The sequence below is a fragment of the Leptospira dzoumogneensis genome (assembly GCF_004770895.1).
Lineage (GTDB): Bacteria > Spirochaetota > Leptospiria > Leptospirales > Leptospiraceae > Leptospira_B > Leptospira_B dzoumogneensis.
In genome coordinates, this window is record NZ_RQHS01000016.1 from 1 (window position 1) to 18,415 (window position 18,415).

The following is an 18,415-nucleotide window of genomic DNA, read 5'->3' on the forward strand; positions in this document are numbered from 1 at the left end:
GGGAACGTTAAGAGGTCTAAGGAGTTCTTCTCTTACCCCCAATGGGATATGGCAGCTAACGATATTTGGAATACGAACGCGGTTAGTCTGAATATGCTTCAGACAATATAGAATGTAGGCAAATCTTAGTAGTTTCCAAGAAAGTGGATAGATCAATGTTTTAGAGAAAAAGGGAAAAAATTCTGCCCTCTTTAAATTTAAACTCACAACTTGAGAAAATTATATGAAACAATTTAAATATTTTATAACATTATTCTTTTTCTTAAACTTTATCAACTGTCCCGGAGATAAAAACGGAGATAACTTTTCCGATGCTTTGACATTTGGAATAATACAAGCTAACGATACAATTCCATTGCATTGCGGAACTTATCCGAATACTACAGTAAATTACGTAACTAGGGATGAACAGACTGTCAATTTTTTCTCCGGTCAAGGAATAAACACCGGTCCGAGTACACAATTCGTTGCTGCTCTGTTTGTCCTATCCCACGTAAAAGTCGGTAACAAATTAATATTAAAAAGCAACACGACAGACTTAACACAAATCATTCGGGACAACCTTGATTTCGGAACACAGGATGGCTGCCCTCCACAATTTTACGATACTACTCATCAAATTACAATTACAACATATACCGCAAATACAATAGAATTCGTCGTTCATGTACCAGGAAATTACTCAATCGACGTATTATCAAGTCCAGTAGGAACTTTTGACGCAGCACCTACCGATGTGACGATGCAGCTACAGTGAGGCCAAGAGAATCACTTTATCAAATGAATATCCTGATTATTAAAGGTAAACTCACGCAAGGCAGATTCTATAATTCGATCTTCTGCTGAAGGACTCCAAAATATAGAAAAAGTCGGAAGAAGCCATAAGGAAACATAGTGAGTATATTCATTTTCATAATCCTTAATATCTTCAGGTTTCACTGAAAATCGAAGGAAAACATTTACTTCACATTCATTTAATATGCTTTTATCTATTGCCGGTCTTTCTTCAGATAGTCTTCCGCTAAATGTTGTAAAACAAGATACGAATGAGATATAGGTAATTAGAAGGAAAGGAAAGGAGTTCATTCAATTCCCTCGAATCAATCGAATTCCGGTTGCATCCAGTTCCTTTTTAAACTCATTTACGGCTTTAACATTTGAGGTTGCAAAATGATTCTCAAACGAACCTCCGAATAAATTCACCCAAGTAAACGGGAGAAACAGAAACCATGCCGCAATGAAAAGTCTAGGCTGATATTCGTAAACTGAGACTGCTTTATCATTTTGAATTATAGTAAATCGTACAAGTCCGGTTGATTCTCCAAAGAAAGGAATAATGTTTGTGCTGCAATATTAGGCCAGACTGGACATTCTTTGGCAACATCGCAGTCGAAAGTGAAGTGGGCTTCAGTTTCTATTTCGATCTTATTTTCAGACTGCAATTCAACATTTTTACATTCCGGAATATGTAAAATTTCAAGCATGCTTTCACTGATTCGATTTGGTATTATATTGTATTTCTCCATTTCGTTTTTCTGAATGACATGCCCTTTTGAATAAAACGATCGAATATAAAAGCAATTAGTTCGGATCTCGGTGTTTTTGATTGAGCGAGTGGAATTCTGAATCAATTCAGGAGATCTGCCTATTAAGAGACAATTCGATGTCAGCAAATATTGCATCGAGATTACATAAACAAAGATACTTCTATTAATGGAAAACATATGATTCCTTAAATTATATTTTGCCCTTTACAATCCACATTTATTACATGGAAGTTCCCATACCACCAGACGCCCAACCAGTTGATTTGCATAGTTCAAGGACAGCCATAATAGCTAATCCAAACCCGTTCCAATAGATTGAATCGCTGATAGTGTCATCGGTATGTATATCCCTTTTCCCAAAAAATATATGCCGGAACTCCGATAAGCATTAATGCTAACCCTCCGAGGGAAATTAGAGGTAATATAAATTCTCTATTCCTAGTAATTAATTTACCCAGATCACTTCGATCAATACTCCACATCCTTGTGCCGTGATTTCTTGAATACGTTCCTCCACTCAATATTTTTCCATTAATGATCTGCACTATGGGCATATCTTCAAGACAATCCTTCAATTAGCAGTAAAGTCGAACCAATGGTTCGAATAACAGCGGACCGAATCTTTTCGAAGCTATGGGAATTTCTAATTGTAGTTCAGCTCATAATGCTTGCATTTCGACTTGCAATCATAAATTCATTTATTAATAATCCGACTGATCCTTCTTTCCAAAGGTAGAACGTAAGATTTCTGTCATTGGAACAACAGTAAATCCTACTCGGTCATTCTCTCTATAGAGTAAAACTTCCATTTCATCTGCTATTCCAAAATCTCGGTATATTTGAAGCAAAGGAAAGCTCATAGATGCAGAGCTGAGTTTTGAGTTTAAAAACTCTATGTCCTTGATTCTCAGTATGATATACAAATTGTTGATATTAGTTTCAGATATCTTCCGTTGGCTAATTATATTCTCTCGATTAAAGGTTTCGTCATAACTTGGGTTATATGTTCTAAATGGAATAGTAAATATGTATTCGAAGAAGGAACCTATATAATAACCGGGAGCCAAGTAACCATAGCCAAACCCTCCAGCAACTCCTCTTTTATAAATTTCTGAAAATTGTATTTTATAAATCTTCTTAACAGTCTCTTTCTCTAAGACCTTATCTACCTCCTCTTCGATCATCCCTCCATCAATCTTCAATAAAACTCGTCCATCTTGAAATGAATAAGTTATCTGATACTGCTCCGATGTACGCGTTAGCCTTTCTGACTTTAAAACTTCCTTACTAAGCACCTTTTTACCCGACTCGCTCACAGTCAGACAATCGCTTACAACTACAGTCAGCAATAATATGGCGATAGGCGATATGCGGGGCTTTCATAAAATCAGCTATATTTTGTTTAACCAGATTTACTTTTCAAGTGAAAGGTAAGAGAGGATTGAGAAAATGTTCTTCAGAAAATCCAATTTAGCCAGGCAAAGTTAAATCACATTAAGCGGGACTATTTTCACTTGCAAATTGTTGTATTCTACGGACTTCTTTGTCTACATGCGTAAATATTTTCGCTTAATTCTAATTATCTTCTTAATCAATTTGAACTGTGCTACCTTCGTTTTTTATCCCGAAGGAAAACTCTAAATCATATCTCAATTAAATCCTAAAACAGATTTAAGGAGGAAGGAAAAAGTATATTAATTTTCAAATGCAAAATAAACTTTGCTGCAAAGATCTCTAATTAAGTTAGGCTTTGACTTTAAACTGACAGTTCCATCAACAGTCCTTGTAAAATTTTCCCCACCAATATATATAATTTCATCTACTTCACATTTGATATAAGTTCTTTAGCATCAATTTCCAAAATTAATGAATTTATGTATTTTTTCTCCCGTTTCCAAGTCGATTGTATTTCACTCTTCATTGCAAGACTCTACAGAACAAATCTTGGGGAAACACGTGGCCTTCTCATTAAAGAAATAATATTGAGGATAATTCCTCAAAAAGTTTTACATCGGATTAGAAATCTCTAATCGAGTCCGAACAATACTAGGAGGTAATGCCGCATTTCCAAGCGATATAATCGCCAAAAAGATACTTACTCCCCATTGGCTTTCGATTTCATTCGTAAGGATGATTTTAATTTCAGACTTTTGTCCACTTTTCACTATAATATTTTCACAATCATACTTTTCTATAAGATCCGTTTTTACGGAACATTTCTTTGTTTTATCTTTAATAGCACGGCTTCCAATAAAAATCGCATCCAATCGGAACGAATGAGGAAAATCTGAACCATAACCGGAAAGCACTCCAGAATAGACTCCCTCTGGAACCTTAAGCTCAATTGACTCGCCCTTCTCTATCGTAACTGTTCCGTCTGACCGCAAAGTTTCACATACATTCGTACCAAATTCTAAGAAATACTTTTTCTGCGAAAGACACACGCGAGAGAGTTCAATATAATTGATGGGAGTAAAAGTATCATTTTCATACTTAATGGATATTAACCCTATATTTTCTTTTTCTAAAATCTTTTGATCATGATATACAATTTGATTCGAAGAACATCCGAACATGAATAAAATTAAAAGGGGAATACAGAAAGATTTCATTTTTCCTCCATCTATAATCGCTAATATTAAATATATTAAAAGTCTGGCAGACCAAGACAATGACTAACTTGAATATTTACTAATATCCTCTTAATTTTGAATACCCTACTCATTTTATACACGGAATTCAAACCAAGGACGTCCCTTCCGTAAACTCCCAACCGCCCACCTTATCTCAGATTTGCATTCAAAATCACTTAAGGTAGGATTAGGCAATGATATGGCAGTATCGAATCTTTACCTTGCCCTCTAAATCCTTTATAATCCTAGATATAAATTGCCTATCGCAGGAGGATCGAAATGGATCGATTTTCTAAAAAAAATAACCATGGAACCGACAGCACAAGAATAGAATCGAAAAACGTAATTGTTCTTCCATACATATATTTTCTTTTCTCTCTCTTATTTGGATGTTGTGTGTCTACTAAATACCCAAACTCTGATCATTCCAACGGGAAATACTTTTACAATCCAACCCAAGTTGAAGAAAACGGAATATGGAGAACTTTAAAGCTTCTATCCACAATTGATTTTGAAGAATGGCCCAAAAAGGTTCAAAATGAAAAAGCAAATCTAATTAAAAATCCATTATATAAAAATCAAATCGGGATCACTTTCATTAATCATGCGACTGTGTTAATCCAATCCCGCGAAATAAACATCCTTACCGATCCGGTTTGGTCCGAGAGGATCAGTCCGGTGAGCTGGGTGGGAACAAAAAGAGTGAGAGAACCAGGTATGCGGATAGAGGACCTTCCTCGGATAGACCTGGTGGTTATCAGTCATAACCATTACGATCATCTGGACTTGGAAACTTTAAAAACGCTTAATAAAAAATTCTCCCCCAAGTTTCTTGTTCCGTTGGGAGACAAGGAACTACTACAATCCGAAGGAATTTCTGATACAGATGAGATGGACTGGTGGCAAACAATCGAAATAGAAAAGAAAGCAGAAGTAACGTTCGCTCCTACACAACATCTTTCCGCAAGAGGTATATTCGATTGGAATCGCAGTCTATGGGGTAGCTACATGATCAAAATAGGGAATAGACGAGTATATTTTGGCGGAGATGCTGCGTATTCTTTGCACTATAAAGAAATTAAAAGACGTTTGGGCGAGCCGGATATTTCTCTTTTACCGATCGGAGCTTATGAGCCTAGATGGTTTATGAGGTTAGTCCACATGAACCCTTTGGATGCAATTCAAGCTCATATGGATTTGGGTTCTAAACTTTCAATCGGAATACATTTTGGAACATTTCAGCAAACAGAAGAAGCATTAAACGCGCCTGTTGAAGAATTAAAGAAGGAATTACTTAAAGCCGGATTGAATTTAAGTGATTTCATAGTACAAAAAGAAGGAATAGGAAAGATTTATTAAATTTTCTAAATCGATTTAAAAAGGTTTCGGTATTTCTCATTTTCAAAAGGAAAACCTAACGTATGTTTAGGTTAAAGAGTGTAATTTTTTTTAGTCAATGTTCGCAATTTAGAACATTATAAAATGTTGTATAAGCTAGGGCCAAACATTGAAAAATCTAAATAAGAAGTCTCTTGTCATCATATTCACGCTGATTGCGAGTTTGCTATCTGTCGGTTGCAATCACGGCACATCGAAATCTAATATGCTACTAAACCTCGACGGTTTATCAGACGATAGCAGCAGTGAATGGACCAGTCTTTTAGGTATATCTACCACGGAATCAAGAGCCTCAGGAATTACATCGGATCTGTCCGGAAATATTTATACTACAGGTTATACTGAATGGTCTCTAGATGGCCCACCCCATTCCGAAGGTATGAATCAATTTATTGTTAAGTACAATAGCAATGGGGAAAAACAATGGACAAGGTTACTCGGTGCAACTGTTAGTGATACGCATGCAATTGCAATCACTTCGGACTCCACTGGAAATGTTTATACGACCGGTTATACAAACGGAAACCTGGATGGCCAAACACTAACTTATAACACCAATATGTTTGTTGTTAAGTACGATAGCGACGGGAATAAGCTCTGGACAAAATTACGAGCAGCATACGGCAAAAGAACATATTCGTACGGAATCACATTAGATTCTTCGGAAAATATTTATACTACAGGCAATGTGACGGGAAGTTTAATTACTGGCTCCGATATTTCATTTTACGACTTGTTTGTAAGCAGATTTGATAATGATTGATACTTAACTGGTAGCCTTAACATACAAACTTAGTCTATTTTCTTCGATTCCTCTACTCATTTAATACTCGTAATCCAAACCGAGGACCTCCTTTCCCCCCAATCCGAACCGCTCCCCCAAGCCACAAAATAATAAATATTGAATATAAAGCACCGTTCCCAACACCCCTACCTAAACACTACAACCTTGCTCTCAACACACCCTACTTCACTGACATAACTAAGAAGATACTAACTGATTTCTACCCAAAGAAGTGTCCTACTCCTGAGTGTAATAGTAGAATTTTAGATAAAGAAATCTCCACTCGGCCAGATCTCATTAGATGCCCACAATGTAGGTATCTTACTTCAAGACTCAGTTATACTCCCCTGCATCACTTTAAATTACCAATATGGATGTTCGGATTTGTCCTTTATGAATCTCTAATCCAATATCCAAAGGTAGTAACAGCAACAGAACTAAGTAAGAAACTGCGAATAGGATATAATGCAGCAAGCTTACTAAAAAGGAGATTTCAACTATTCGCCTCCGATCAAGTACCAAAGTATAAAGCCTTAACATTCAATGCTTTAGAGAGTAACTTCAAAGACTTCCTACTACCTCCTAATGAAAATAAAGACATCACCTCTAAGATGAGAAACAAGCCCTACGTATGCGTAGACACTGCTGTATTGTATTCTGCAAGTGAGAGAGCAAGCCAAGGTAGGAAACGATACAGCCACAGAGGACAAACATCTTCTATCTACCTTTCAGAGAAACTCGGAGGAAAGCAAATTGGAACTTTAGTCCAGACTATAGCAGTGAAACAAGGACCTGTATTCTTTACTTCAGTATCTAATCAAAAGGCAGAAACTTTAGGACCTTTAATTAAAGAACATCTCCCTACGTGCACTCCACTTTTCACAGACCAAGGATACCCATGGCTTTGGGGAGTATATAGAAACCACAGGTCAGTAAATCATTCTGCGAGATCAAAGGACAATAGGTTCAGATGGGCAAGGAACAGATGGAGTAAGAATGGAGTTCACAACCAAGTAGCAGAAGGCAATCACAGAGTTCTAAAAACTGCCTTTGCTTCTTACGGATACATCAGGCCGGAGTATTCTCAGTTATACCTGAATGAGTTTAGCTTCATCAAGAATGCTAATGTGTTTGGTTTGGATGTTTTAGTAGGAGAAGGTGAAGGATCTTGTTTGAGTAGGGATGCTTTTTCTTCCAATGCGAGAGCGACGGCACGGGGAGCGGTTCGGATTGGGGGGAAAGGATCCTTACTCATCTAGTAATTCCAATCCTCACAAACTAGCTTCTTACTTACCATTACTAACCTCTTCCGCGCAATCCCAACATTCACCTAATAGTAATTATACGAATAAAAGCCTCTCCTCTGTTAGACCTATTAGCAAATCCCACTTAGGTATTAACAAGGACTTCTACTTATTTATTACTAAGAAGTTTCTAGATAATTTCTACCCAAAAACTTGCACAACTCCCGCGTGTGAAAACCATATTTTGGATAAAGAAATTAGCACAAGACCTGAAATCATTCGCTGTAGTAAATGCCATTCTCAACAGTCTAGACTTTCTTACAGTCCCCTACACCACTTTAAACTACCTCTTTGGATGTTTGGATATGTATTACATGAATCTTTAATACAATTTCCTAAGGTCTTAACTTCTACTGAGATAAGTAAAAGACTAAAAATTGGTTATAAAGCAGCTAGTTTACTTAAAAGAAGATTCCAGTTATTCTGTTCCGATCAGTTACCGAAGTATAAAGACCTAACCTACAATGCTCTAAACCATCAGTTTAAAGACTTCCTGCTGCCTCCTAATGAAGACAAAGACATTTCTTCTAAAATGGCTAATAAACCCTATGTATGCGTAGATACAGCCGTTTTATACTCAGCAGGTGAAAGAGCTAATAAAGGAAGAAAGAGATACAATAGCAAAGGACAAACATCCTCTATATTCCTTTCCCCGAAGCTTGGTGGAAAACAGATAGGAACCTTAGTACAAACTATTGGTATTAAAAATGGTCCTGTATTCTTTACTTCTGTGCCTAATCAAAAGGCAGAAACGCTAGGACCTATAATTAAAGACCATATACCTACTTCATCTGCTGTTTTTACTGATTTTGGTTATTCATGGCTCTGGGGAGTATATAGAAACCATAGATCAGTGAATCATTCTGCAAGATCTAAAGATAACAGATTTAGATGGGCAAGAAATAGATATTCTAAAAATGGAATACATTCTCAGGTAGCAGAAGGAAACAATAGGTTACTCAAAACAGCTTTTGCTGCCTATGGTTGGATTAAACCAAAGTATTCTACATTATATTTGAATGAATTTAGTTTTATTAAGAATGCGAATGTATTTGGACTAGATATACTAGTTGATGATGGTTTGAGTAGGGAGCTTTTAGCATCTAATCGGAATTGGCTACGACAGGAGCCGGTGAAGATTAGATCTAAAGGATCCTTACTCAAACAGTATCCGCATCTTCTTGCTGAAAATATAATGCTGCAAGAAGACCATATCGTCCGGATTAGAATCAAAAAAGTTCACACCTAGTTGGTATTTGCCGTCCCCAACCTCTAAGAATCGGACCACTTCTCCTCTTAGGACCAAATTCCTCTCCGAGATCGGAACGAACATTTTGATAATATTATGCTGTTTTAAATAATTAAAAGTCCTTTCATCTTCTATTTCGAATAGAAGTCCATTCATACTGATGTCCAGGATACGAGTTACTGCCTTTTCATTTCTGAAGTTTTCCTGGCGGATATATACTTTAGTTAAAGCGTAGGTAAGAATATCTCCTAATTCTTCTATATACAATGCTTGTTGTTGTACGATAGAGAATTTATCCATCGCGGTAGAGAACACTTTCACGTAGCCGATCGGATCATTGAATAAACGGATTGGGGTGACTATATAAGAGATTAAAAAGTTACGAACTTCTTCTTTTTGGAGTTCTCTGAAAAATTCATCCGCCTTTGCTTGGCCTCTGGTCTGGATCAGATGTAGATATTCGTCTCGGAAATTATCCAGATATGGGTCCTTCTCCTCTCCTATATAACTTTTAATTAAAGAACAATCCGGAACATAGACAGGACGGTTATACTTTTTAATGAAGTCTCCGAAAAATCCTCCGTCTTTTCCCGGCCCGAAGAATACGATCTCATAGTCCCTGGAAATCCCAAGAATATATTCGGTAACCATTAAATTGATCAACTTTAGGCTTGGGTTATCCTTTTTGATCTCTTTCATGAGATGAAAAAACCTTTGCTCTACGCTTAAATTTTTTCCGAGTTCTCTTTCTCCTCCGCTCAAGGAACGATAGAGGATCACATAATTCATAAATAGGTCGTCTACTGCGACCCGGAGGTTTTTACGGAATGCAGCTGCTTGTAATTCGGAAGGGATCTTGACACGAACATGGTCTTCCCAAAAGTCCAGAAGTACAACTTCGAATTGATAAAGTATATTCAAGATTTCGAAACTGATTTTTGCTCTTAAGATCCCTTTTGGCTGTAGATAAGGAACATATAGGACGAGAGTGTCTTCGCTGACTTCCTCGACGACAGAGTTGAGCTTCTCCCCTTCATAATCGAATGGGAACTCTCTTTGATCCGCCTTTAAACTATAAAACAGGTGTTTAACTAGATTGATATCGGAACCGATGATTGTTTCTCCAAACATCGTTTCTAAAATCGTAATCAATTCCTGGAGTGTATCCGATCGTCCTACAGCCATAGCGGTCCGGGTAAAATTCACCCGTATCTTTATTTTCGACTTCGGGACTTTAGGAATCCAGTGCGCTCTTCCGGAATTCGGAGTATTCTTCTTTTTTTCGAAAATGAGACATATGAGAGTATTTTCCGGAAGGAAATTGTGCGGGGGATTTTTATGCTTCTGCCGAAAAATAAACCATGGCAGAGAACAAGTCCGAACTGAATCCAGAACTTTTCGATATGATGCGTCGTGGACAACTTTCCGCGAATAAGATCCTTAACTTGATTTCACTCAGAGAACTTGTGGATAAATTCGCTTCCAAGCCGTTTTTGGAAGAGGAAAAACTCCAAGAGATCAAGGAGCGCACTGGAGTAGAGCCGGACATTCTCACTTGGGGTGATTATTTCCAAACCGAGATCGCTTCCCGTTATTTTGATAAGGCCGATTCTGAATTTTCGAAGATCGTGGATACGATCCGTTTCGATCTGATCTCTGCTCATCTGATCTTCTCCGATAAACCTGATTATTTTGTGGACTCTGTTAGAGGCCAGGCTCTTGTTTCTAAGTCAATCGACAGCAGTTTCTGGACTTTAGAAGATGAAGAGAATGTTCATTTAGAAATTTTATTAGATTATTATGACCAAATGGGCATTGGAGAAAAACCTCTTTCTATTTCGGACAGAGTTTGGTACGAAAGTTTTGAATTAAAACAGGAAGCTGTTTAATGGCATTAGTTGATTCAGAAACAGTAGAACTTTCTTCCGAATCTAGAATAGAAATTCTTTATCTGAACAACCCGGAAACCAAGAACTCCATGACTGTTGCCATGGGTCATGAGTTCCAAGCTCATATAGAAAAGCTTAAAAAGAATCCACCTAGAGCGGTTGTCATTACCGGTAAGAACGATATTTTCTCCGCAGGCGGCAATTTCGAATTATTAAAATCTTTCGCTGAAAAGTCCTTCGAACAGAACAAAAAAGAAATGTTCGAATTTTATAATCTATTCTTAAGCGTTAGAGATCTAAACGTTCCTGTGATCTGTGCTGCGAATGGTCACGCGATCGGTGCGGGTCTTTCCATCACTCTTGCCTGCGACCTTAGGGTTTTTGCTGACGAAGGAAAATATCAATTCAATTTCGTGAAATTAGGGATCCATCCAGGAATGGGATCCAGTTATCTTGCGAAAGAATTATTCGGAATGGAAACTGCAAACCGCCTTTTATTTTTGGCAGAAACAGTAAGCGGTAAAGAAGCTCTTTCTTTAGGAATTTGTTATGATTCAGTTCCGAAAGCGGAAGTTCTTCAAAGAGCTACCGAGATTGCAATCTCTCTGAGTGAAAGCGCTCCTATGGCACTTAGTGAATTAAAAAAGAATATTTACGATCGTGAAAAACTGAATGCTGCTTTGCGTAAAGAGGCAGAATCCCAGGCTCTCAACTTCTTATCCCAGGATTTCAGAGAAACGATCAAATCTATTGAAGAAAAAAGAAAGCCGGTATTTAAAGGGCGTTAATCGACTCGCTCGCTCCGCTCAAGAGCGAGTTGTATTAAGAATTATAAATTCTTTAATAAAGGTTTTAATTCTAAAAGTATCTGCTCTTCCGGAATTGCTAAATCCAATTTATCCACTTTTTTAGGAATTCTTCCGGAAGAAACATCGTCTCCGAGTGCTTTGATCTTAGCTAAGATCGCTTGATCCGTACAGTTAGAAATAGAGATAATATTCGGGACTTCTTTTCCCCAAGAAAATTTCAATCCAGGTGAATCTACAAAGAAGGACTCTGTGATCCCGTCCCCTTCTTTATCTACCATAGTATAAACCGTGGAATCTCCGGTGACCACCGTGACCTTCTTCCCTTTTAAAAAACGATCCACTTTGATCCGGGTATTTGTCATATCCCGGTTCCAAATATAATAATACAATTTATCGATCTGAGAATCTATCAATCGATCCACTGCGGTTTTGAAAAGTTGGCCGTATTTTTTACCTACTTCTTCTTCTCCTCTCATGAGGCCGTCCACTTCTCTTGGAGTGGTAGAATGTAGATAAAAGTCCGGGAGTCCATTGGAATGATTCGTATAGAATATCTGCTCTTTTCTATCACCGGGATAAGGATTGGAATCTACGGAAGTATTATGCAAAAAACCTAATAGGAATTTTTTCCTTTCTTGGGTTTTGGATTTCAGTTCTTCAAACCTTGTTCTAAGAGAACTTGTTTTAGGAGAATCTTTCCCATAAATACGTTCTGTTCTCGAATATTCAGCGTATGCCGCCTTCTCCGCCGCATAAGACTTCAGAAGTTCATCATCATATTTTAATAGAAGATCGAACTCTTTATTCTTCTCTTCCGGCTCGGGAGAAGTTCCGGAAGTCGCATTTGTTTTACTTGTTTCCGCCTGGTTTGGTTCTGTTTTAGAAGAAGGTTTGGTTCTTTCCGATTCAGGTAATTTATAATATTCCTGTTCCAGGTCTTTTAGTCTGGTGAATTTATAAATTTTATTTAAATAGTCCTTTTCCTTCTCCTTTACCTGGGCTGGATCATCGAATCCATCCTTTAAAAGAGTAAGTTGTCCTCTATCAATGATAAGTAACGTGGATTCCGAAGTATCTCTATTCAGATTTCTTTCAGGAAGAGCCTTACCTTCTTTATCCACCAATTGAATATAATGAAATGCTACACGATCCGTGCGGAAATCGTTGATGTTTGTTACATCGGGAGAATTTTGCAGATCCGGAGCTGCGGATAATATGACCCCGGAGATCAAAAGAATAAAAACGACTAAGTTTGTACGTTTGGACCCGGACATATCCTTAATACTATCGGCTGTCTAAAGGGCCAAAACAACCCTTTCAGCCAGTTAATTTAGAGAGAAAACTCAGGAATACCGAAGAAATCTTAGGGTTATCTTGTATGGGTAGAAGAGAGCAAATAGCTTAAACCGGGCAAATCTCCCATTTCTCCGCCTAACTTATATTCGATACGATTTAGATCAGGATAATTCTCGAATAAGGTTTTTTCAGTCGCTAAGAATGCTGACGACAATAGTCCCAATTTTTTACGTTCTATCTCTGCAGACTTTTGCTCTTCCGTCATCTGACTCGCGTATGTATAATCGATCCTGAACTTCATGTCCGAAAGTAAGTTTTCCAATGTGGACTTTCTCAAATCCAAGATCAAAACATCTCCTCTTTTCCAAATAGAGATGACAGAGTCTTGTAAATTAGGAAGTTTTTTCAGATTTCTATATTGAGCGGAAGCGTTCGGAACGGTAGGATCGAAATAACTGGACTCACCGGCTTCCCCCACTAATGTTAAAACATCGTGTCTAAAGTCTTCGCCGGTTAAGAGTACTTTTCTTTTTACCGGGAATACCTGGCCTTCTCCATCTGAACCGTATATTACGATTTCTTTTCTAGGATCTATATTAGGCAGATCATATAGTGTGAATGGAACGAGTAGTTTTAACGGGTTTTTTCCTGCGAGAATGAAACCTGTAAGGAACAATAGTACGATGATCCAAGAATACGTTAAGAATAATATCCTTTTGGATTCTTTGGAATCTGCGGCTCTGGTAGCAAGCTCGAAAACCCAAGTATAAAAGGTGTCCAAATGAGTGAGGAAGCGATCCCAAATTTCCTTAATCTTTTGCAAGTTCATACGCTCTCACACCTTCTAATATACTTTTGGCTAATTTCACTTGGTGAGTTTTATCAGCCAATACCTCCGATTCTTTATTATGGGTGAGGTAACCCATTTCGACCAGAATGGCAGGCATCAAACTTCCCCTTAGCACGGAAAAGTCCGCCTTCTTCACTCCTCTAGACAATATCTTTGGACCAAGGTTTTTTTTCATCTCGGATTCGACACTTCTGGCGAGAAGACGACTTCTTCTTTGGATCATGGAGGACATCATTCCTGCCTGGATCTTGCCGTAGGAGGTCCCGCCTTTCTTGCCGGAAATCCCATTTTCGAATAATGAGACTTCTCTCGCGATTTCAGTACTGGGGGTCTGGGACAAATAATACACTTCGAATCCGTTTACATCCGAAGAAATAGATGCATTACAATGCAAACTTACGAATAAAACGGATCCTCCCTTTTGGATCTCTTTATTCGCGATCTCGGACCTTCTCTCTAATTCTATAAATGAATCATTGGACCTGGTCAGTATCACCCTAACTTCAGGATATACCTTATTCAGGAATTTTTTCAAAAAACGGGCCACCTGCAGAGACACTAACTTCTCCTGCATCCCTTTATCGGAAGAAGTCCCCGGATCTTTTCCCCCATGTCCCGCATCCACTATGATCGCGGAAAGTTTTAATCTTTCCGCTTTAGGCAATAGATCGAATATAAGTTCGTCTTCTTTAAATTCGTAACTTACATCTCCGGGCAATAAACGAACGAAGATCGCCTCGACTAGATCGGGAGGAAGTAAGAAATCCTTGTCCTTATAAACTACAGGTAAATTCGTTTTTTCTAAACTACCATTGATCGCGTAAAAGGAGGCTCCGATACGAAATCGTATCTCACCGGAAGCATGAGAGATAGAGCCTACCAATGTAGCGGACTCGAATTTAGATTGTAGTCCCGGGATCTTTTTATGGATCTCTTCGAAGGGAACGTATCCGTTCTTGCCGATGGTTTGTATCCTGGACTCGGCAAAAACAGGTGCGCTAAAAATTAGAAAGAATCCTAACCCCCAAAGAAGGATTTGATCCTTGTCCAAATTGATCCCTTCTTCTTGTCTGAAGATCTTTTAGAATCGTTTATATCGAATAAGTTACGTTTGCTCTTATCGTAATTCGATTTCTGTTTTTTATTCTCTTGGTTTTGGTGATTATGAGAATGTTGTTTTTGAAAATCGGAACGTTGTTTTCCTTTCTTCTGATTCTGGTTTTTCTGGTTTCTATCTTTACGAGCACCATTGGAACCGAATACGCTGTCCGCTTTTTGTAAAAACTCTTGTGCTTCTTGGATAGCAGCTTCCGGTCTTTTTTTATGACCGCCGTTCTGCTTGCCAGGTCTGGAATCTCTGTTGAAATCTTTTTTGCGATCTCCAGATTCTCTATTCCAGTTCTTCTCCCCTCTTTGATTCCCGCCGTTACCGTTACGTTGGAAATCACCTCGTTTTTTAGGACCTCTGTCCCTTCCTTGGTTCCTGTTCCCATTTCTTTCGACAGGTGCATTATCAAATGCGTCTCCGCCTACAAAAACCTGGAACTCACCAACAGGGAATGTAAGCGCTTCTTCGTGAACCGGCAGAACATCTATCTTTTGTTTCAGATATTTTTCTATCTTCTCCAATTCAACATAATCCGACTCGGAACAGAAGCTGATGGACTTACCGACTCTTCCCGCTCTTGCGGTTCTTCCGATCCTATGCACATAGTTCTCTGTGTCTTGAGGAAGATCAAAATTGAAAACTACTTCGATATTTTCAACGTCGATACCGCGGCTTGCAACGTCGGTCGCCACCATAAACTTGAACTTTCCGGATTTAAAATCCCTCATCAGCCTAAGTCTTTTTTTCTGGTCCAGGTCCGAAGAAATTCCGGTGATCGGAATTCCGAATTTTCTGAGAGAATTCACTATTTTAGGAATATTCGCTTTAAAATTTGTGAATATAATTCCTTGTCCTTCCAGTTCTTCTGCAAGAATGGAATTCACCATATAAGGTAACTTCTCCTCTCTTCCCAAATGGACCAGTTTCTGATCTATTCTTTCAGTGATCAGTTTATCAGGATTGATCTGTATCTCTACAGGCTCGTTCATAAAACGATATGCAAGTCGCATAACTTCGACCGAAAGAGTTGCGGAGAAAAGTAATGTCTGCTTTCTATTCTTACATTTATGAAGAAGCCAGCGTATATCGTAGATGAAACCCATGTCCAACATACGATCCGCTTCATCCAGAATAAAGAACTCGACCTTTTCTAGATCGGCGCTTCCGCTTCTTGCTAGATCGATCAATCTTCCCGGAGTCGCAACGATAAGACCATTCAGTCCGTTCAGATCTCTGTTCTGGACTTTATAATCAGTTCCGCCGATGATCGGGACAACTCTATAGTCCGTATGTTTCAGTAACTTTTCGGCTTCTTCCGAAATTTGGATCACTAACTCTCTAGTAGGAGCAAGGATCAAAGTACTGACTCCTTGTATTCCTCTTGTCAAGATGGAGTGAATGGTCGGCACCAAGAATGCCACAGTCTTACCGGTTCCTGTTTGTGCTAAACCGGTTACATCCCTTCCTTCCATTCCGGGAGGGATTGCTTTTTCTTGTATAGGAGTGAGCTCGGTAAATCCTGCTTCTTGGATTGCTTTTTGCAGGTTAGGCTCTAGATTTAATTCTTCGAATTTCATATTTTTTTAATCGCGATTGAGTGGAATGTGTCGGCGTAGCAGGAGAGGTTTGCGTAGCGAACAAAGAGCCGATGTGTCAGGTATTTGCCTTTCCATCCCTTATCTCTATTAGGGTGGTATGACATAGGTTTCTTATATACCGTGACGAGACCGTACATTTTCAACATTTTTTTAAGAGAATCGGGTGAGTAATCCCAAAAATGGTCCGACGGATGAGTACGAAACCATTCATCAGGATCGGTTTGGAAAGAAGGTCCATTCAATGAAGGAAGACCTAAGAATAATAGCCCACCCGGCTTTAACAATTTATTAATCCTCTCGAAAACAAGCTCCGCATTCGGAAAATGTTCTATTACAAAAAACGCACAGACCGCATCGAAAGTTTCTTTGGGAAAAATCGAATCATCCAAGAAAGAACCGGAGACAACATCCAAACCTAATTTGTTTTTGGAATACTCCGCTTCTGTGGAAGAAAGTTCCAGACCTTTGACTTTGTATCCTTTCTTCTCCGCTTCGGATAAGAAAAAACCGGCGGCGGATCCTATCTCGAAAAGAGTTTTACCTTTCGGATCCTGGAATGCGCTCATCATATCTAAACGCGCCTTAGCTAAATTTCTAAGCTGAGGTTCGTCCTCGTAGTAGGTCTTTTTGTACTGATTCTTGTATTCTTCCTGAAAATAGGAATCTTCGTAATCCCTTTCCTTTGCCAATTTATAGAAATAGACCCCCGTGCGACGGCATACCATATAGGCTTCCGGATATTCTGGGTGAGGTTCCAATTCGAGTATTGAGGACATGCTTGCCTACAAGAAGCTTGTCATAAAGTCTTCCCTACGTAAAGGAAAATCCCCCGGCCCGGAACGAAATACGTGCTTGAAAAAACGAGAAACCATCCAGGAATAGAAGAGAAACGGGAAAAGGAAGCCCTCATAGAATGAGCATACTCGAAAAAATCAAATCCCTTGGGTTGGAACTCCCACCTGCGCCTAAGGCGATTGCAGCTTATATACCTGCCATACAAACAGGAAATCTGGTATTCACTTCCGGCCAATTGCCCTTGAAAGACGGCAAACTCATGCTCACGGGAACCCTTGGCGCCGGACTTTCTATAGATGATGTGAAGGCTGCCACGGAACAAGCCGCTTTGAACGGACTTGCAGCGATCGCAGGAGTGATCGGAGATTTGGACAAAATAAAGAGTATCGTAAAGATCGGAGTATTCGTTTCTTCCGGCCCTGATTTTACGGAACAACACCTAGTCGCAAATCATGCATCTAATCTGCTCTTAAGCATTTTTGGAGAAGCAGGACGTCATGCGCGCTTCGCGGTGGGAAATTCTTCTCTTCCATTAGGAGCTCCGGTAGAAGTAGAAATGACGGTTTCTTTAGGATGATCAAAAACCTTCTCAGAGATCTAAGTCTTGCATTGCCTGCAGCACCCGTCGTATTGAACGGGTGGAAAAGATTTCTTTCCCAACTTTTAGGAAGATTTATAGAATTCTATTCCGAAAAAAGCGGAAAGGAAAAGTTAATCTTCGTTTTGGCATTACTTCAGCTATTTTTTAGTTTAGGAAGTTGGATCAATTATTCCATCAATCTAGGTGTAGAATCTCAGCAGGATCTCATTTCTAAACTGGGTAGCTTTTTCGGAATAGAATCTAGCCGCAGCGGTTTAGAAGAAGTGAATGTAAGAACCGCAGCCAATATATTTTTCATCATTCCTTGCTTTTTAACATTTTTCTTTGGTGGTTTCTGGAGAAGTGAGTGGGTGGGAAAAACGATCGTGGTCCTCCAAGGATTTTCAGGGATATTATTACTTCTAGGTATCTTGCTACCGGATGTATTCTTCGTAAGTTTTATCAGAGACCAGGACTATTATTATAATTTCAACTTTTATGCATTCTGTTCTTTTTGGGCCCTAACAACTGTTTCTTCCTTAACATTATGGAATTCTAAAAATTAAGTTAGTCTG

The 18,415-nt window shown here is 38.8% G+C and carries 19 protein-coding genes; 9 read left to right on the forward strand and 10 right to left on the reverse strand.

Annotated elements, in window-relative coordinates:
* Positions 1-223 precede the first annotated feature (223 nt).
* Positions 224-757, forward strand: coding sequence for a hypothetical protein (locus EHR06_RS09975; protein WP_135756862.1), 534 nt, complete (start codon positions 224-226; stop codon positions 755-757).
* Between the two features lie 11 nt (positions 758-768).
* Here EHR06_RS09975 and EHR06_RS09980 read toward each other — a convergent pair whose 3' ends face one another.
* The 4 genes from EHR06_RS09980 to EHR06_RS09995 all read right to left on the reverse strand — a co-directional run bounded on the left by EHR06_RS09980 (position 769) and on the right by EHR06_RS09995 (position 4,159).
* Positions 769-1,086: a hypothetical protein gene (locus EHR06_RS09980; RefSeq protein ID WP_135756863.1), complete on the reverse strand. Its 318-nt coding sequence runs from the start codon at positions 1,084-1,086 to the stop codon at positions 769-771.
* A 203-nt stretch (positions 1,087-1,289) separates the two neighbouring features.
* The gene (locus EHR06_RS09985) at positions 1,290-1,484 is read right to left on the reverse strand and encodes a hypothetical protein (protein ID WP_135756864.1); all 195 of its coding nucleotides are present in this window, start codon (positions 1,482-1,484) and stop codon (positions 1,290-1,292) included.
* A 764-nt stretch (positions 1,485-2,248) separates the two neighbouring features.
* Positions 2,249-2,749 carry a hypothetical protein gene (locus EHR06_RS09990; RefSeq protein WP_135756865.1) on the reverse strand — a complete coding sequence of 167 codons (501 nt, stop codon included), beginning with the start codon at positions 2,747-2,749 and terminating at the stop codon, positions 2,249-2,251.
* Between the two features lie 804 nt (positions 2,750-3,553).
* Positions 3,554-4,159 (reverse strand): hypothetical protein, encoded by a 606-nt coding sequence (locus EHR06_RS09995; protein ID WP_135756866.1) that lies wholly within the window; start codon positions 4,157-4,159, stop codon positions 3,554-3,556.
* A 417-nt stretch (positions 4,160-4,576) separates the two neighbouring features.
* Between EHR06_RS09995 and EHR06_RS10000 the strand changes: the two genes are divergently transcribed.
* The 4 genes from EHR06_RS10000 to EHR06_RS10015 all read left to right on the forward strand — a co-directional run bounded on the left by EHR06_RS10000 (position 4,577) and on the right by EHR06_RS10015 (position 8,915).
* Entirely contained in the window at positions 4,577-5,539 is a 963-nt protein-coding gene (locus EHR06_RS10000; RefSeq protein WP_244288566.1) for an MBL fold metallo-hydrolase, read from the forward strand.
* A gap of 148 nt (positions 5,540-5,687) precedes the next feature.
* A complete protein-coding gene (locus EHR06_RS10005; protein ID WP_135756868.1) occupies positions 5,688-6,341 on the forward strand; it encodes an SBBP repeat-containing protein in 654 nt (217 codons plus the stop codon).
* 128 nt (positions 6,342-6,469) lie between these two features.
* A complete protein-coding gene (locus EHR06_RS10010) occupies positions 6,470-7,621 on the forward strand; it encodes a transposase (protein WP_244288574.1) in 1,152 nt (383 codons plus the stop codon).
* Positions 7,560-8,915 (forward strand): transposase, encoded by a 1,356-nt coding sequence (locus EHR06_RS10015; RefSeq protein ID WP_244288575.1) that lies wholly within the window; start codon positions 7,560-7,562, stop codon positions 8,913-8,915. The genes EHR06_RS10010 and EHR06_RS10015 overlap by 62 nt, the downstream gene beginning before the upstream one ends.
* Here the strand turns inward: EHR06_RS10015 and EHR06_RS10020 are convergent.
* Positions 8,823-10,100, reverse strand: a complete 1,278-nt coding sequence (locus EHR06_RS10020; RefSeq protein WP_135756870.1) for a PilZ domain-containing protein — start codon at positions 10,098-10,100, stop codon at positions 8,823-8,825. The two genes, EHR06_RS10015 and EHR06_RS10020, sit on opposite strands and share 93 nt — an antisense overlap.
* Positions 10,101-10,276: 176 nt before the next feature.
* Here EHR06_RS10020 and EHR06_RS10025 point away from each other — a divergent pair, with 176 nt between their 5' ends.
* Both EHR06_RS10025 and EHR06_RS10030 read left to right on the forward strand, forming a co-directional pair.
* Entirely contained in the window at positions 10,277-10,804 is a 528-nt protein-coding gene (locus tag EHR06_RS10025) for a hypothetical protein (RefSeq protein WP_135625676.1), read from the forward strand.
* A complete protein-coding gene (locus EHR06_RS10030; RefSeq protein WP_135756871.1) occupies positions 10,804-11,592 on the forward strand; it encodes an enoyl-CoA hydratase/isomerase family protein in 789 nt (262 codons plus the stop codon). The genes EHR06_RS10025 and EHR06_RS10030 overlap by 1 nt, the downstream gene beginning before the upstream one ends.
* Positions 11,593-11,633: 41 nt before the next feature.
* On the opposite strand, the gene EHR06_RS10035 is transcribed toward EHR06_RS10030, so the two are convergent.
* The 5 genes from EHR06_RS10035 to EHR06_RS10055 all read right to left on the reverse strand — a co-directional run bounded on the left by EHR06_RS10035 (position 11,634) and on the right by EHR06_RS10055 (position 17,241).
* Entirely contained in the window at positions 11,634-12,887 is a 1,254-nt protein-coding gene (locus EHR06_RS10035) for a hypothetical protein (protein ID WP_135756872.1), read from the reverse strand.
* Positions 12,888-12,982: 95 nt separating this feature from the next.
* The gene (locus tag EHR06_RS10040) at positions 12,983-13,738 is read right to left on the reverse strand and encodes an LIC_10740 family protein (RefSeq protein ID WP_135756873.1); all 756 of its coding nucleotides are present in this window, start codon (positions 13,736-13,738) and stop codon (positions 12,983-12,985) included.
* A complete protein-coding gene (locus EHR06_RS10045; RefSeq protein ID WP_135756874.1) occupies positions 13,719-14,810 on the reverse strand; it encodes an N-acetylmuramoyl-L-alanine amidase family protein in 1,092 nt (363 codons plus the stop codon). Before EHR06_RS10045 ends, EHR06_RS10040 begins: the two co-directional genes overlap by 20 nt.
* Positions 14,777-16,444, reverse strand: coding sequence for a DEAD/DEAH box helicase (locus EHR06_RS10050; protein WP_135756875.1), 1,668 nt, complete (start codon positions 16,442-16,444; stop codon positions 14,777-14,779). The genes EHR06_RS10045 and EHR06_RS10050 overlap by 34 nt, the downstream gene beginning before the upstream one ends.
* Complete coding sequence (locus tag EHR06_RS10055) at positions 16,441-17,241, reverse strand: class I SAM-dependent methyltransferase (protein WP_135756876.1); 801 nt, start codon at positions 17,239-17,241, stop codon at positions 16,441-16,443. The genes EHR06_RS10050 and EHR06_RS10055 overlap by 4 nt, the downstream gene beginning before the upstream one ends.
* Positions 17,242-17,378: 137 nt before the next feature.
* Here EHR06_RS10055 and EHR06_RS10060 point away from each other — a divergent pair, with 137 nt between their 5' ends.
* Both EHR06_RS10060 and EHR06_RS10065 read left to right on the forward strand, forming a co-directional pair.
* On the forward strand, positions 17,379-17,837 hold the full coding sequence (locus tag EHR06_RS10060; RefSeq protein WP_135756877.1) for a RidA family protein: 459 nt from the start codon (positions 17,379-17,381) through the stop codon (positions 17,835-17,837).
* Positions 17,834-18,406: a hypothetical protein gene (locus EHR06_RS10065; protein WP_135756878.1), complete on the forward strand. Its 573-nt coding sequence runs from the start codon at positions 17,834-17,836 to the stop codon at positions 18,404-18,406. The genes EHR06_RS10060 and EHR06_RS10065 overlap by 4 nt, the downstream gene beginning before the upstream one ends.
* Positions 18,407-18,415: the final 9 nt, after the last annotated feature.

Excerpts from the sequence above, each read along its gene's own strand:
- EHR06_RS09975 (WP_135756862.1), top strand. The coding sequence starts at position 224 with ATGAAACAATTTAAATATTTTATAACATTATTCTTTTTCTTAAACTTT.
- EHR06_RS09980 (WP_135756863.1), bottom strand. The coding sequence starts at position 1,086 with ATGAACTCCTTTCCTTTCCTTCTAATTACCTATATCTCATTCGTATCT.
- EHR06_RS09985 (WP_135756864.1), bottom strand. The coding sequence starts at position 1,484 with ATGCTTGAAATTTTACATATTCCGGAATGTAAAAATGTTGAATTGCAG.
- EHR06_RS09995 (WP_135756866.1), bottom strand. The coding sequence starts at position 4,159 with ATGAAATCTTTCTGTATTCCCCTTTTAATTTTATTCATGTTCGGATGT.
- EHR06_RS10015 (WP_244288575.1), top strand. The coding sequence starts at position 7,560 with ATGCGAGAGCGACGGCACGGGGAGCGGTTCGGATTGGGGGGAAAGGAT.
- EHR06_RS10020 (WP_135756870.1), bottom strand. The coding sequence starts at position 10,100 with ATGGCTGTAGGACGATCGGATACACTCCAGGAATTGATTACGATTTTA.
- EHR06_RS10025 (WP_135625676.1), top strand. The coding sequence starts at position 10,277 with ATGGCAGAGAACAAGTCCGAACTGAATCCAGAACTTTTCGATATGATG.
- EHR06_RS10030 (WP_135756871.1), top strand. The coding sequence starts at position 10,804 with ATGGCATTAGTTGATTCAGAAACAGTAGAACTTTCTTCCGAATCTAGA.
- EHR06_RS10035 (WP_135756872.1), bottom strand. The coding sequence starts at position 12,887 with ATGTCCGGGTCCAAACGTACAAACTTAGTCGTTTTTATTCTTTTGATC.
- EHR06_RS10040 (WP_135756873.1), bottom strand. The coding sequence starts at position 13,738 with ATGAACTTGCAAAAGATTAAGGAAATTTGGGATCGCTTCCTCACTCAT.
- EHR06_RS10050 (WP_135756875.1), bottom strand. The coding sequence starts at position 16,444 with ATGAAATTCGAAGAATTAAATCTAGAGCCTAACCTGCAAAAAGCAATC.
- EHR06_RS10055 (WP_135756876.1), bottom strand. The coding sequence starts at position 17,241 with ATGTCCTCAATACTCGAATTGGAACCTCACCCAGAATATCCGGAAGCC.
- EHR06_RS10060 (WP_135756877.1), top strand. The coding sequence starts at position 17,379 with ATGAGCATACTCGAAAAAATCAAATCCCTTGGGTTGGAACTCCCACCT.
- EHR06_RS10065 (WP_135756878.1), top strand. The coding sequence starts at position 17,834 with ATGATCAAAAACCTTCTCAGAGATCTAAGTCTTGCATTGCCTGCAGCA.